Source organism: Streptomyces sp. NPDC007907, from assembly GCF_042959365.1.
Lineage (GTDB): Bacteria > Actinomycetota > Actinomycetes > Streptomycetales > Streptomycetaceae > Streptomyces > Streptomyces indiaensis.
Map to the genome: position 1 here is coordinate 470,214 of NZ_JBIBKR010000007.1, position 12,812 is coordinate 483,025.

The 12,812-nt window shown below is 69.2% G+C and carries 17 protein-coding genes; 5 read left to right on the top strand and 12 right to left on the bottom strand.

The features are described 5' to 3' along the window. Positions 1-54: 54 nt before the first annotated feature. The 3 genes from lipA (at position 55) to ACFZDI_RS29400 (ending at position 2,286) form a co-directional block, all read left to right on the top strand. Complete coding sequence (gene lipA / locus ACFZDI_RS29390) at positions 55-1,044, top strand: lipoyl synthase (RefSeq protein ID WP_234847543.1); 990 nt, start codon at positions 55-57, stop codon at positions 1,042-1,044. Positions 1,045-1,305: 261 nt separating this feature from the next. After that, on the top strand, positions 1,306-1,509 hold the full coding sequence (locus ACFZDI_RS29395; RefSeq protein ID WP_030837456.1) for a hypothetical protein: 204 nt from the start codon (positions 1,306-1,308) through the stop codon (positions 1,507-1,509). Positions 1,510-1,584: 75 nt separating this feature from the next. After that, on the top strand, positions 1,585-2,286 hold the full coding sequence (locus tag ACFZDI_RS29400) for a DUF4191 family protein (protein ID WP_391254436.1): 702 nt from the start codon (positions 1,585-1,587) through the stop codon (positions 2,284-2,286). Positions 2,287-2,385: 99 nt separating this feature from the next. Here the strand turns inward: ACFZDI_RS29400 and ACFZDI_RS29405 are convergent, their stop codons facing one another. Then, the gene (locus tag ACFZDI_RS29405) at positions 2,386-2,853 is read right to left on the bottom strand and encodes an RDD family protein (protein ID WP_234847545.1); all 468 of its coding nucleotides are present in this window, start codon (positions 2,851-2,853) and stop codon (positions 2,386-2,388) included. Positions 2,854-3,063: 210 nt separating this feature from the next. Here ACFZDI_RS29405 and glnA point away from each other — a divergent pair, with 210 nt between their 5' ends. Further along, positions 3,064-4,473, top strand: a complete 1,410-nt coding sequence (gene glnA / locus ACFZDI_RS29410; RefSeq protein WP_234847546.1) for a type I glutamate--ammonia ligase — start codon at positions 3,064-3,066, stop codon at positions 4,471-4,473. A 3-nt stretch (positions 4,474-4,476) separates the two neighbouring features. Here the strand turns inward: glnA and ACFZDI_RS29415 are convergent, their stop codons facing one another. The 11 genes from ACFZDI_RS29415 to ACFZDI_RS29465 form a co-directional block, all read right to left on the bottom strand. After that, positions 4,477-5,595, bottom strand: coding sequence for a tyrosine-type recombinase/integrase (locus ACFZDI_RS29415; protein WP_391254439.1), 1,119 nt, complete (start codon positions 5,593-5,595; stop codon positions 4,477-4,479). Positions 5,596-5,630: 35 nt separating this feature from the next. Continuing rightward, on the bottom strand, positions 5,631-6,101 hold the full coding sequence (locus ACFZDI_RS29420; protein WP_391254442.1) for a phage terminase small subunit P27 family: 471 nt from the start codon (positions 6,099-6,101) through the stop codon (positions 5,631-5,633). A 171-nt stretch (positions 6,102-6,272) separates the two neighbouring features. Next, the gene (locus tag ACFZDI_RS29425; RefSeq protein WP_391254445.1) at positions 6,273-6,947 is read right to left on the bottom strand and encodes a hypothetical protein; all 675 of its coding nucleotides are present in this window, start codon (positions 6,945-6,947) and stop codon (positions 6,273-6,275) included. 67 nt (positions 6,948-7,014) lie between these two features. Next, positions 7,015-7,326 (bottom strand): hypothetical protein, encoded by a 312-nt coding sequence (locus ACFZDI_RS29430; RefSeq protein WP_391254448.1) that lies wholly within the window; start codon positions 7,324-7,326, stop codon positions 7,015-7,017. Then, positions 7,323-7,688 (bottom strand): hypothetical protein, encoded by a 366-nt coding sequence (locus ACFZDI_RS29435; RefSeq protein ID WP_391254450.1) that lies wholly within the window; start codon positions 7,686-7,688, stop codon positions 7,323-7,325. Before ACFZDI_RS29435 ends, ACFZDI_RS29430 begins: the two co-directional genes overlap by 4 nt. Positions 7,689-7,946: 258 nt before the next feature. Continuing rightward, positions 7,947-8,624, bottom strand: a complete 678-nt coding sequence (locus ACFZDI_RS29440) for a hypothetical protein (RefSeq protein WP_391254452.1) — start codon at positions 8,622-8,624, stop codon at positions 7,947-7,949. Positions 8,625-8,800: 176 nt separating this feature from the next. After that, positions 8,801-8,968 (bottom strand): hypothetical protein, encoded by a 168-nt coding sequence (locus ACFZDI_RS29445; RefSeq protein ID WP_391254455.1) that lies wholly within the window; start codon positions 8,966-8,968, stop codon positions 8,801-8,803. Then, complete coding sequence (locus ACFZDI_RS29450) at positions 8,965-9,270, bottom strand: hypothetical protein (protein WP_391254458.1); 306 nt, start codon at positions 9,268-9,270, stop codon at positions 8,965-8,967. The genes ACFZDI_RS29445 and ACFZDI_RS29450 overlap by 4 nt, the downstream gene beginning before the upstream one ends. Then, on the bottom strand, positions 9,267-11,591 hold the full coding sequence (locus ACFZDI_RS29455) for a DUF3987 domain-containing protein (protein ID WP_391254461.1): 2,325 nt from the start codon (positions 11,589-11,591) through the stop codon (positions 9,267-9,269). Before ACFZDI_RS29455 ends, ACFZDI_RS29450 begins: the two co-directional genes overlap by 4 nt. Next, a complete protein-coding gene (locus tag ACFZDI_RS29460) occupies positions 11,588-11,890 on the bottom strand; it encodes a hypothetical protein (RefSeq protein WP_391254462.1) in 303 nt (100 codons plus the stop codon). The genes ACFZDI_RS29455 and ACFZDI_RS29460 overlap by 4 nt, the downstream gene beginning before the upstream one ends. Then, positions 11,887-12,087 (bottom strand): helix-turn-helix domain-containing protein, encoded by a 201-nt coding sequence (locus ACFZDI_RS29465; protein WP_391254464.1) that lies wholly within the window; start codon positions 12,085-12,087, stop codon positions 11,887-11,889. Before ACFZDI_RS29465 ends, ACFZDI_RS29460 begins: the two co-directional genes overlap by 4 nt. A 145-nt stretch (positions 12,088-12,232) precedes the next feature. Here ACFZDI_RS29465 and ACFZDI_RS29470 point away from each other — a divergent pair, with 145 nt between their 5' ends. Next, the gene (locus ACFZDI_RS29470; protein WP_391254467.1) at positions 12,233-12,796 is read left to right on the top strand and encodes a hypothetical protein; all 564 of its coding nucleotides are present in this window, start codon (positions 12,233-12,235) and stop codon (positions 12,794-12,796) included. The last annotated feature ends 16 nt before the right edge of the window (positions 12,797-12,812 follow it).

The window sequence follows — 12,812 nt, forward strand, 5'->3', positions numbered from 1 at the left end:
ATCAACGGGCGTACCCTTGAGCACGCCGAAGAATCAATCGCTAGGGAGCCGGTCGTGTCCGCAGTCGCACCCGACGGACGCAAGATGCTGCGCCTGGAGGTCCGCAACAGCCAGACCCCCATCGAGCGCAAGCCCGAGTGGATCAAGACCCGGGCGAAAATGGGCCCCGAGTACACCGCGATGCAGAAGCTCGTGAAGAGCGAGGGCCTGCACACGGTCTGCCAGGAAGCCGGCTGCCCCAACATCTACGAGTGCTGGGAGGACCGGGAGGCCACGTTCCTCATCGGCGGCGACCAGTGCACCCGGCGCTGTGACTTCTGCCAGATCGACACCGGCAAGCCCGAGGCGCTCGACCGCGACGAGCCCCGCCGCGTCGGCGAGTCCGTGGTCACGATGGACCTGAACTACGCCACGATCACCGGGGTCGCCCGCGACGACCTGGAGGACGGCGGCGCCTGGCTGTACGCGGAGACGGTCCGCCAGATCCACCAGCAGACCGCGGGGCGTGAGGGCGGCCACACCAAGGTCGAGCTGCTGGCCCCCGACTTCAACGCGGTCCCCGAGCAGCTTCAGGAGGTCTTCTCCTCCCGGCCCGAGGTCTTCGCGCACAACGTCGAGACAGTGCCGCGGATCTTCAAGCGCATCCGCCCCGGCTTCCGCTACGAGCGCTCCCTGAAGGTGATCACCGAGGCGCGCGACTACGGCCTGGTCACCAAGTCGAACCTGATCCTCGGCATGGGCGAGACCCGTGAGGAGGTCAGCGACGCGCTGAAGCAGCTGCACGAGGCGGGCTGCGAGCTGGTCACCATCACGCAGTACCTGCGGCCCTCCGTGCGTCACCACCCGGTGGAGCGCTGGGTCAAGCCGCACGAGTTCGTGGAGCTCCAGGAGGAGGCCGAGCAGATCGGCTTCTCCGGTGTGATGTCCGGACCGCTGGTGCGCTCCTCCTACCGGGCCGGGCGGCTCTACCGGATGGCCATGGAGCAGCGTCATTCGGGCGCTCCGCAGCAGGGCGACGGTCAGATCGCGGCGCAGGCCGTCTGACGGGCCGTCAGCTCACCTGCCCCGTAAGGGGAAGACAAGCGTGTGAATTCACGCACAAAAGACTACCCGTCGGTAGTGACCGATTTGACGCGGTCCTGACCGTCCTCGCAGTTGAGGGCACATGTCAGGACCGCGTCGGCGTTCCACCGCTCCCCGCCAGGGCTTCATGGGTGTTTGACCGGCCGGTCACGCCCTGGTAACACCAATCAGTGACGCTGAACTCACAGCACGTACACCCTTACTCGAGGGGGGACCTCACTCATGCAGGCCGCGCCGCCCGTCCGCGCCACCGCGATCCCGTCCTTCACGACCGCCCTGCGTGCGGTCGAGTCGCTGCTGATGAGCAGCGGTCAGCGCACCGCCCGCCGCAACGCCTGGACCTCCGTGCTGGAGGACCGCCGCCGCGCCAAGGACCGGGTCGAGACGCAGCGCGTCATCGAGCAGTCCCTGTCCGTCCGCCCCTGACTCCCGGCCCTCCCCCAGGGGCGCCCGCGGGCACTGCCGTCGTCGGCGCTTGTGGGGCCACGTAGACTTCGTGGCATGGCGAGGAAGGAACCTGCAGCGGACGCTGCTAATGCCGGGCGACTGAAGCAGATCGCCCTGACCTACAAGATGACCCGCAGGGCCGACAAGAAGATCGGTCTTGTACTCGCGGCTGTCGGAATCGTCACCTTCGGTGTCTTCCTCGCGATCGGTTTCTTGATCGGTCACCCCATCTATCTCGGGATCCTGGGCCTCCTGCTCGCCTTCCTCGCGACGGCGATCGTGTTCGGGCGCCGGGCGGAGCGGGCCGCCTTCGGGCAGATGGAGGGACAGCCCGGTGCCGCCGCGGCGGTGCTCGACAACATCGGCCGGGGCTGGACGACGACGCCCGCGGTGGCGATGAACCGCAACCAGGACGTGGTGCACCGCGCGGTCGGCAAGGCCGGCATCGTGCTGGTCGCCGAGGGCAACCCGAACCGGGTGAAGACCCTGCTGGCCGCCGAGAAGCGGAAGATGAACCGCATCGTCGCGGACGTCCCGGTGCACGACCTGGTCGTGGGCACGGGCGAGGGGCAGGTCGAGCTGAAGAAGCTGCGGACGGCCATGTTGAAGCTCCCGCGGGTGCTGACCGGTCCGCAGGTGACCGCCACCAACGACCGGCTGCGCGCCCTGGGCGACCTGATGAGCAACATGCCGCTGCCGAAGGGGCCGATGCCGAAGGGCATGCGGCTGCCGAAGGGCGGGCCGAAGGCTCGCTGACACCCCGCACACGACATGAACGAGGGGCGCCCGGATCACACCGGGCGCCCCTCGTTCATGTCGGTCGGTCCGTCCATGCCGGTCGGTTCACGCTGCGCGTCAGATGCGGACCTCGACCGTGCCCGCCAGCCGGTCGTGCAGACCCCGGCCGTCGCGGTCCCAGATCAGGGCGGGGATCGCGAGGAAGAGCAGGACCGTGCGCAGTGCGGCGCGCCACGGGCTGACCCGTCCGGTGCCCAGGGCGAGCACCCGCAGCCCGAAGAGGCGCTTGCCGGGGGTGGAGCCGACCGTGCCGACCGTGAGGACCATCAGCGCGAACATGATGAGCGGCGCCCAGATCTGCGCCGCCTCGTTGTAGCTCTGGGTGATGAGACCGTATGCGATCAGCAGACACAGGCCCCAGTCGACGGCGAGGGCGCCGAGCCGGCGGCCCGGGCGGGCGATCGAGCCGGGTCCCTCCTCGGGCAGACCGAGCTGCTCACCCCGGTAGCCGAAGTCGACACCGGCCTCCTCCGCGGCCGCGCGGGGCCCGGAAAGCCACGATCCGAGTGCTTGCCTGTTGTCCACCCGTCCACGGTACTGCGCCCGTAAATGACCAGAGCACGGCGGGGTGTGTCCGGGCTACGGTGGAGGGTGAGCCGGTTAACTTGTGCGAAACAAATGAGTCACGCCCGAGAAACCACCCGTCCCTAGGGTCGAGGTCAGCGTGTGCCATCCGCACTGGCCGCACGAACGAACTACCACCCCGGCGGGACGGTCGGGAGTAGGAGGAGCTGGATGTTCCAGAACGCCGACGAGGCCAAGAAGTTCATCGCGGACGAGGACGTCAAGTTCATCGACGTCCGTTTCTGCGACCTGCCGGGCGTGATGCAGCACTTCACGATCCCTGCCGAGGCCTTCGACCCGGCCGAGGAGCTCGCCTTCGACGGCTCCTCGATCCGCGGCTTCCAGGCCATCCACGAGTCCGACATGGCGCTCCGCGCGGACCTGTCGACCGCCCGGATCGACCCGTTCCGCCGCGACAAGACGGTCAACATCAACTTCTTCATCCACGACCCGATCACGGGCGAGCAGTACTCCCGTGACCCGCGCAACGTGGCGAAGAAGGCCGAGGCCTACCTCGCGTCGACCGGCATCGCCGACACGGCGTACTTCGGTCCCGAGGCCGAGTTCTACGTCTTCGACTCGGTCCGCTTCTCCACCTCGGCGAACGAGAGCTTCTACCACATCGACTCCGAGGCCGGCGCCTGGAACACCGGTGCGGTCGAGAACAACCGTGGTTACAAGGTCCGCTACAAGGGCGGCTACTTCCCGACCCCGCCGGTCGACCACTTCGCCGACCTGCGTGCCGAGATCTCCCTCCAGCTGGCCGCCTCCGGCCTCCAGGTCGAGCGCCAGCACCACGAGGTGGGCACCGCCGGCCAGGCGGAGATCAACTACAAGTTCAACACGCTGCTCGCCGCGGCCGACGACCTCCAGCTTTTCAAGTACATCGTCAAGAACGTGGCCTGGCAGAACGGCAAGACCGCGACCTTCATGCCGAAGCCGATCTTCGGTGACAACGGCTCGGGCATGCACGTCCACCAGTCGCTGTGGGCCGGCGGCCAGCCGCTGTTCTACGACGAGGCCGGTTACGCGGGCCTGTCGGACACCGCCCGCTACTACATCGGCGGCATCCTCAAGCACGCCCCGTCGCTGCTGGCCTTCACCAACCCGACGGTGAACTCCTACCACCGTCTGGTCCCGGGCTTCGAGGCTCCGATCAACCTGGTGTACTCGCAGCGCAACCGCTCCGCGGCCATGCGTATCCCGATCACGGGCTCCAACCCGAAGGCCAAGCGCGTCGAGTTCCGCGCGCCCGACTCCTCCGGCAACCCGTACCTCGCCTTCTCGGCCCTGCTCCTCGCAGGCCTCGACGGCATCAAGAACAAGATCGAGCCGGCCGAGCCGATCGACAAGGACCTCTACGAGCTGGCTCCCGAGGAGCACGCGAGCGTCGCGCAGGTGCCGACCTCCCTCCCGGCCGTCCTCGACCGGCTGGAGGCCGACCACGAGTTCCTGCTCCAGGGCGACGTGTTCACCCCGGACCTGATCGAGACGTGGATCGACTTCAAGCGCACCAACGAGATCGCCCCGCTGCAGCTGCGCCCGCACCCGCACGAGTTCGAGCTGTACTTCGACGTGTAAGCCCTAAATAGGCTCTGAGCTGCCCGGACCCTCTGCGGACTCTTCAACAGTCCGCAGAGGGTCCGCAGTTTTGTTGATCATGGGTCCCATGACCCGCTCGACAGCGGTCCGGGTCGACTCGTCGGAGTCGGGCCAGAGGTGACTGTACGTGTCGAGAGTCGTCTTCGCGGATGAGTGCCGCAGGCGGTGCTGCACGACCTTCACGTCACTGCCGCCAGCAATGAGCATCGAGGCGTAGAAGTGCCGGAGGTCGTGGAAGCGGAAGCCCTCGGGCAGGCCAGCGACCGTCTTCCGGATCCGGCGCATGTGCCGCTCGACCTTCCACGGCCCCAGCTGGGCGCCCTCGTCATCAGGCACCACCCACCCGTCCTCCCGTCCGTTGAGCAGCCGCTTCAACTCCCCCACGAACGTGTCCGGGATCGGGACGGCGGTCATGCTCATCTCGGTCTTCAGCGGCTCAGCCGGGTACTGCACGGCAGGCGTGATGACCCGCGCGTCCAGGTCGACGTCGCCGACCCGGAGCCCGCACACCTCAGCGACACGGAGGCCAGCGAACGCCCCGAGCAGCAGCGCGGGCCGGTACTTTGGCTCGGCCGCCTCGTACAGCGCCCAGAACTGAGCCTCGGTCGCCACGTAGGGCCGCTGCTTGCCCGCCCCTGGCGTCGTGCGCCGGCTGCACGGGTTGCTCGCCAGCCTCCGGGCGCCCACCGCATCCGTGAGCAGCTGCGACAGCCGGGCGTGCAGCGCGAAGCGGTACGACTGCGACAGGCCCTCGCGCTTCAGCTTCGCCATCCACTGCTTCACGGCCATCTCGTCGACCGCCATCAACGGCAGCGGCCCGAACTCCTTCCGGATCCGGGCCACGTGGACGCGGGCCTGCCGCTCCGTAGACTCCCGATGCGCGTAGCTGTCTAGCCAGGCGTCGCACCACTGGTCCACGGTCATCTTCTGGCTCTTCGGGTCGACGTAGTTACCGGTGACCAGGGCGGCCGTCACCTCGTCTAGCCACCGCTCGGCGTCGACCTTCCGGGCGAAGTGCTTCGCGTGCTCCTTGCCTGCCAGGTCTCGATACCGAGCCCGCCACTTACCGTTCGGCCTCTTCGCGATGTTCTTGCTGGCCACCTTCGGCCCCTCTCCCTTGTACTGCCTGCGCGATCTCAGCAGTCCCAGATGCCGTCTGGGTCGTCGTCCTCGGGCAGCTCGGCCTGCAGCCCTTGCCGAGCGCGGGAATCGGGGGTGAGTCCCAGCTCGCGCGCCCAGTAGCGCAGCTGCTGCGACGCGTCCCGCATCGCCGCGACGCTCGGATTCTTCACCAGACCGCCCTCACCGCGGGCCGCATCCGCAGACGATCGGCCAGGCACCAGGGCGCCCCGCTCAGCGATGTCCCTGCGGGCCGCATCGAACGCTGCCCACCACGTGCAATAGGCGACCACAGCCGTGCGGTCCGTCTCCCGCAGCCGCGTGGGGTACGCCCGGTGCTGCTCGGCGAGGTGCTGCCACTCGGCCCGGCCGGCGTCGGGCAGCGACTCGGGCACGTTCTCCCAGTCGAGACCGACACCGACCGCCGTCTGCCGCTGCTCCCGCTCGGCCTGAGGCACCGCGTACAGCGGCTTACGTGCTGCTGGCATGATCACTCGCTTTCAGACTTTGGGTTTCAACTGGCCCATCACAGAGGACTCTCCAGGGCGGTCCCGTGTGCGCGCGCCCATGGGTACGCCCCCACCCGCGTGCGATCGGACCCGAGGCCGGAGCGCCGGCCGGACCATGGAAGCGCTGCGCTCCGGCCCCGGGAGTCCGTGTCAGGCCGCGGCGTCGCCCGGCTCGGCCATGGCCTCGATGTCCTTGCCGCTCATGCCGCGCAGCTCCTCGGGCGTGCCGAGGCTGCCGAGGAACCCGTGCTCCAGGGCGCCGCCCGTCGTGTGCTGCCGGACGTAGATGTCGGCGGCCTGCTGGTACCGCTCGGCGTCGGTGGGCCTGGTGGACAGGTAGGCGCCGAGGACGTCGTCCCAGTCCATGTCGTGGGCACGCTTGGCGATGGCGCGAGCGAGGACCTTGTCGCCGGCCTGCTCGGCTGCGGCCAGGGCGCGGGCTGCGTCACCCGGCTTCTTGAGTCGGCCTGCTCGGTCCTGCGCGTCGCGCACGGTGCCGTCGACGGCCGCACGGTCGGCGCTGCCGATGGCCGAGGCGCGCACGTCGTCGAATCCCCAGAGCTGGCGTTCCAGCTTGGTGAACGTCTCGCGGTCGGCCTGCAGCTGCTCCTGCTGAACCTTGCGAAGCGCGGCCTGAGTGGTGGCGTGCAGTCGGGCAATCTCGACGCGTCGGGCCTCGGGATGCATGTTGCGCTGGCCGCGCAACTGCTGCAGCCCCTGCTTGTACAGGCCGCGGATCTCGTCGGCCTTGCCCTGTCCAGCCGGGGCCTGCGGGCGCTGGCCTCGGATCAGGGTGTTCATCTGCTGTGCCAGTTTCGTCGGCATCTCTCAGCCTCTCTGTGCTGGGTTCACCCCCTGCGGCATCCGTGGCGCAGGCCTAGGGGTCGGTCTGTCAGCGGGTTCTGATCGGGCGAGCCTGCGGTACAGACTTCGCCCGGTTGACCTGGGGGGATGGGGGCCTACCGGCCTGCTCGGGGACCGGCAAGGTGTTCACGCTCCCCCGCTGTACGGGTCTGGGGGATTCGATCTTTGGCTGCGGATCGCCGCCCTGCTGCCACTCCTCGCGGGCCGCCTGCCAGTCGCAGCGGCCGAAGTAGTAGACCTGCAGCGGGTCGTCGAGGTCCTCCGCCCACAGCTCCGGCCGGTACTCGGCGAGCCAGTCGGGCATCCCGTCCTCACGGACCGCGGGCCGGCGCCTGCTCACGCCGTCCCCCGCCAGCGAGCCAGGGACGCATGCCGTGCCTTCGCCGAACGCTCCCGCGCGTCGTGCTGCTCCTGGTCCTCTTCGTCGGGCAGCTTCAACGCGGCCAACAGCCGGGCCACGAGGGACCGGTGCTGCCGCAGCTCCTGCACGAGCGGGCTCGCTACCGGTTGCCCCTGCGAGCCGGTGACGACGAGCGGGGCATCCCGCAGGGCGTCCTCCAGGCGCTCGATCAGGTCGACCTCCCGGCAGGCGTCGCCGAGCACCCGCAGCTCGTCAACTCGCAGCACGAACGCCCCTGAGATCTCCTCCCACAGGCACGTGCCCTGCGGGCCGAGGCCCTCGGGCGGGTCCATCAGAGCCATTCCGGCCCCCTTCCAAGGTCTGGGAAAAACACAGCGCGGCGAGCACGCATAACCAGGGGTGCATTGCGGCCCCGATCCGGAGAGGTGCGGGGAGGGGGGTGGGGCCCCCAGGGTCCCGGCCGGCGTGGGGGCCGGCCGGGACGAGGGTTCGGCGCTGGTGCGGCTTGGCTGGTAGCCCGAGAACGGCTGCACCATGGGTTCGACGCTTGCCTGTGACTCGCAAGATCGATGCCTTTGACGCCGAAGTTCATGGCCTTGTCAGACTGCTGCGTCGCCGTCGAGGACCGTGTCCGCAAGGGCGTTCACCTGGTAGTCGGACATCCCTCCCAGCTCGGCGGGCTGCATGACCGAGTACGTCATGGCGTGCTGCATGCGCCACACACCGTCGCTCGGGTCGGGCAGTGCGTCGAGCTGCTGCGCCGTCTCTCCCGCTTCCGGATGCGCCGTGAGCCAGCTGCTCACCACGTCGCCCCACATGTGGGCCTGGGCGTGGGCGGCGATGGCCTGCGCCAGGTGGACGTCGCCGTGCACCTCGGCCCGCTCCAGCGCTCGCTGCGCCTCGTGCGGTTCGGTGAGCTTCGCGGCCCTGTCGGCTGCGTCCCGTCGCACGATGACGGTGTTGGGGTCGGCGTCGCCCTCGTGCCCGAACAGCTTGCGGGACAGGCGTGCGCGGTCGCTGGTGACCTGGTCGAGGACGGCCTGCCCGGCGGCCTGGATCTGGTCGCGGGTGTCGCGGTAGGCGCGGGCGATGGCGATGCGCTTGGCCTCGTCGGACAGGGAGCGGCGGCCGTTGATCTGCTCGACCTGCCGGGCGAAGTTCTCCTGAAGGGTGGAGACGTCGCGGGTGGTGAGGTTGCGGCCCTTGGCTCGCCACTGTCCTCCGGCGTATTCGGCGGCGACGGTGGGGTCCTCCTGCGTGAGCGGGTTGATGGTCATGCGGGTCTCCTAGCTTTCAAGGGGTTCGAGGTTGGGGCACTGACCGCCGTGCACGTCGGTGCAGTGCGGTACGTGCCGGGCGGTGCAGAGGCGGGCTCCGCATCCGCGGACGCACGGCCGGCCACGTCGTCCTGACAGGGGCCGGTCGCATGCGGCGCAGCGGATACGGGCCCGAGTCACTGGTCGTCCTCGGCGGCCCAGCGGCGCATCTTCGCCGTGTGTCGGGCGTCCAGGCCGTGAGTGCGGGCCTCGTCGAGTTCCTCGCGCTGCTGGCGTCTCTTGCTGCGTTTCGCCTTCGCCGCAGCGATCCGGGCCCGTACCTGCTCGTCGGCGTGAGAGGTCATGAGGTCACCCCGGCTTCGGCGAGGAACTGGGCGCGCTTGGCGGGGTCCTGCATCTCGCGGGCGGCGGCCACCCACACCCCGTGCATGTGCGCGGCTCCGTCCTGGTGCTCGGCGCAGACGGTGACCCGCTGGGTGCTGGACTCAGTGGGTCGCTGCTGGTCGACGGTGTGGCGGACGGCGAGGATGCCGGGCTTGCCGCAGTTGCCGTTCTCAGCGCAGCACTCGCCGGTATCGACGGCGACGGTCTGCACGGTGAACGTCGTCTCGCGGTCGTCGTGCAGGGGGATGGTGGTCGTCGTCATGGCTGCGCCTCCTCGGGCGGGTTGTAGATCCAGGGGTGTACGGCGAACTTGGGTGACGGCTTGCGTCCTCGGCGCCCTTGCGTGTCGGGCGGGGGGAGAAGAGCGATCCAGCCGTGTTCTTCCAGCTGCAGCAGGGCGTCGTTCATGGCGTCCATGTCCTCGGCCCACTCCCGGCCCTTGAGCGCCTGCCAGGCGTCGCGGGCGGAGAAGTCGGCTGCCGGGTCCTTGCGTCCCTTGAGCCACGCCAGCAGCTCACGCAGGGGCTTGAGCCTGCCCTCACGGTTGCGGCCCATGAGGTCGAACACCGCGCGCGCGTGGGCGATCAGGTAGGGCGCCATACCAAGGACGTCGTTCATTCGCTCTGTGCTGATCTCCCGACAGCGCGGGTTCTCGTACAGGGAGAGGCACGCGGCAATGCGGATGAGCTGGCCGCGCAACTTGCCCGCCCAGTCGGCGATGTCGTGCAGGTCGCCCCCAGGCTTCCGCCTCTTGGCGAACGCGTTGTAGAAGTCGGCGAACGCTGCCCGGGCGCCTGCCGACAGCGTCATCGTCTCGATGACGGGGCTATCCCAGAGCTGTGTGATCAGGTTGCGGATGCGCTGCCGGTAGTCCTCGATGACCACGAGGGGCACGGCCGGCGAGTCGAAGGTGTCCTCATCGGTCGGATTGGGCTTGGCATACAGGAAGCGGCCGAGCAGACCGGACTGCCTGAACTCGGGGTTCTGCTTCTCCAGCCCGGAGATGATGCCGGGCTGCACGACCAGGCCGAGGGCGAGGAACGTCGACGCCATACGGGCTGAGGCTCGCCCGGTGCGGTCGATGGTGTACGGGCCGCCCGTGTACGCCTCCAGCAGCAAGTCCGTGTTGGCCTTGCCGTTGCTGCCGTACAGGCCTGCCGCGACTTTGAATAGCCCGCCCTCGGAGGCCAGGGAGCCGATACGCCCGCCCTGCTCGTACATACGCTTGGCCAGCGCTTCCAGGGTGATGTCACGTACCAGCAGGCGCGGCAGCTCGGGTGCGTCGCCGAGCTCGGCGAGACGTACCCGTGCGGCCTCAGCGTCCGCCTCGGCCTCCTGCCGCTTCTCCGGTCCGGCGTTCGCTGCGGCCGTCTCTGCTTTGGTCATCCGCGCCGTGGTGATGCGGATCTCCTGCGCGGTCGCCTCTACCTCGGGCCGGTGCTGCTCGATCAGCTCGTCCTCAATCTCACGGATCGGGGCGGCTGCCGCGTTGAGCGCCGGTGTCTTCTTCTCCGAGGAGTCGGCCAGGGCCGCCATGTAGAGGGCGGTGCTCTCGTGCCAGTCCGGTTTCACCTGCACGCGGGCACGGCCGCCCGTGGCCGTGCTGATGCTGGCCAGGGCGGCGAACGCCACCAGGTCTTCCGGCGTCTGCAGGGAGGCCGCGGTGGCGGTGACAAACTTGCCCAGGGCGCCAAGCCGTTCGGACGGGAACGGGGGTAGCGGCGGCGAGTCGACGGGTACGGGCTCGTCCCACCCTGAATCCGCGTTTCGCGTCCCAGAAATCCCAGAACTGCCATCAGGGTCCACATCCTGGGCGTGGGCCGTGTTTCTGGGATTTGCGGGATGCACTTCCGGGGTTACGAGGTCGTCGAAGCCGAGCCCAGCCGCCAGGTGGTCGGAGGCGTCCTTGCCTCGGGCGGGCTCCAGGACGCGCACGGGGATGCCCGCGCGCTGTACGGAGTCGGCGACGGCTGCGGCGTGCTTGCGTCCGGGCTCGTCGCGGTCGGCGATGACGACGACCTCGGAGGCGCCTTGCAGGGCGGCCGTGTAGTCGTCGTGCCACTTGCCCGCTCCGCCGACGTTGCAGGTAGCGACGCAGCCGAGAGCTCGCAGGGCGTCGACGTCTTTCTCGCCCTCGGGGATGAGGATGGTCCCGCCGGCCTCCGCCTCCGCCCGGACTTCCGGCAGGCAGTACAGGACGCGCCGGATGCCTGAGACCCCGGGCCGGCCGTCGGGCCGGAACTGACGGAACGTCTTGCGCTCCCCGTCGTATCCGGGCTCCAGGCGCCGGACGACGTACAGCACTTCGCCCTGCTCGTCGACGTAGGGGTACTCGGCGACGACCCGCGGGCGCTCTTGCTTCTCCAGCGGTTCGTCGAACAGGTCGGCCAGGGTGAGGTCGAGAGCGTCGACGACGTCCTGCGCGGTGCATCCCGCATGGCACTTCAGGCCGACGCCGCGGCTGTCGTGCGTGAGGGACAGGGAGGGCGCGTTGTCGTCGTGGGCGGGGCACTGATAGCTGCGGCCCTTGCCCTTGCAGCCTTTGCTCTCCAGTGCGTCGATGACGCGGTTCCAGGCGCTCACGCGGTCACCACCTCGGCGCGCAGCTGCACGACGTAGACGAGCCCGCAGGGTGCGGTCTTGAGGACGGACCGCACGAGAGGCAGGGGCGCTCGATGCAGGTGGGGGTGGCCGCAGCGCGGGCACTCGTCGACCTTGACCTGCCGGTGCCACTTCGCGGAGCGGGAGCGGTAGGTGTCGAGTCGGCCCGCTACACGGGGCGGGTCGCCCTGCGCTACGGTGTGGGTAGACCCACCGCCCGCAGCGAGGTCTTCCTGAGAACCGCCCGCCAGCCACGGGCGGTTCTCTGCGTTCTCGGTCATGCCGCGGCGCCTCCGGCCTGGTCTGCGTCCCACTGGTCGAGGACGTCCGGGTCGTACAGGACGCGCCGGCCGCGCTTGACGCCTTCCGGCAGGTAGCCGATGTGCCGCCAGTAGCGGACTGTGCCCGCTGCCACGCGGTAGCGACGGGCTACCTCTTCTGTGGTCAGGTACTTGTCGATTCGCTCTGCGAGGTTCATCTACGCCTCTCCAGACGTGTCGTGTCGCTTTCGTTCAATCACGACAACCACAGGTGTACAGGGTTGTGTCGTGCTTGCGCAAGGGCGTCATCGTGTTTGTGCAGCCACGTTGACTGGCGTTGGGAACGGGCATACCGTCGGCCCCGTGATTACCGACAAGGACCTTCCGGAGCCGTGGCGCGTGGTCGCCTCCCCCATCGAGCAGCAGAACTCCACGCAGCTAGATGCCGTGGCCGGCCTGCAGACCGGCATTGAAGATCCGGTGTCATGGGACCTGATCGAAAACACCGAGACCGGTCGGCGCCTCATGCTGCGGATGGGTTCCGACGAGAGCGGCATCGTGATCACCGGCGTCTACGTCCCCGGCCCTGATGCGGTCGGGATCGGCGAGCTGCGGAACTTCCCGCTCGCCGCTATCGAGGCGGCGGTGCGGTCCCGCAAGGCTCACGCGAAGGCCACGATCAGCGCCGCCGTGATGGCGGGCCCGGACGCTCACGAAGGGCCGCTCGGCAATCCGGAGGGGCCCAACGACACTCGCTTCTACGCCCGGCTCGCCCTGCGATACCTGCGCGTCGCGGCCAACTCACCTCGGCCCGCTACCGACCTGGCGAAGCAAGAGGGTGTGACCCCCCGGACCGTCCAGCGATGGACGGCCCGAGCGCGCGAACTCGGCCTCCTGCCCCCCGGCCGCCCAGGACGCGCTTCCTAGTGTCAGAGAAGGTGTC

Bases quoted from the DNA above. Each gene is read 5' to 3' on its own strand.
- ACFZDI_RS29395 (WP_030837456.1), top strand. From the start codon at position 1,306: ATGCAGGCCGCGCCGCCCGTCCGCGCCACCGCGATCCCGTCCTTCACG.
- ACFZDI_RS29400 (WP_391254436.1), top strand. From the start codon at position 1,585: ATGGCGAGGAAGGAACCTGCAGCGGACGCTGCTAATGCCGGGCGACTG.
- glnA (WP_234847546.1), top strand. From the start codon at position 3,064: ATGTTCCAGAACGCCGACGAGGCCAAGAAGTTCATCGCGGACGAGGAC.
- ACFZDI_RS29420 (WP_391254442.1), bottom strand. From the start codon at position 6,101: ATGCCAGCAGCACGTAAGCCGCTGTACGCGGTGCCTCAGGCCGAGCGG.
- ACFZDI_RS29425 (WP_391254445.1), bottom strand. From the start codon at position 6,947: ATGCCGACGAAACTGGCACAGCAGATGAACACCCTGATCCGAGGCCAG.
- ACFZDI_RS29435 (WP_391254450.1), bottom strand. From the start codon at position 7,688: ATGGCTCTGATGGACCCGCCCGAGGGCCTCGGCCCGCAGGGCACGTGC.
- ACFZDI_RS29440 (WP_391254452.1), bottom strand. From the start codon at position 8,624: ATGACCATCAACCCGCTCACGCAGGAGGACCCCACCGTCGCCGCCGAA.
- ACFZDI_RS29445 (WP_391254455.1), bottom strand. From the start codon at position 8,968: ATGACCTCTCACGCCGACGAGCAGGTACGGGCCCGGATCGCTGCGGCG.
- ACFZDI_RS29450 (WP_391254458.1), bottom strand. From the start codon at position 9,270: ATGACGACGACCACCATCCCCCTGCACGACGACCGCGAGACGACGTTC.
- ACFZDI_RS29460 (WP_391254462.1), bottom strand. From the start codon at position 11,890: ATGACCGAGAACGCAGAGAACCGCCCGTGGCTGGCGGGCGGTTCTCAG.
- ACFZDI_RS29465 (WP_391254464.1), bottom strand. From the start codon at position 12,087: ATGAACCTCGCAGAGCGAATCGACAAGTACCTGACCACAGAAGAGGTA.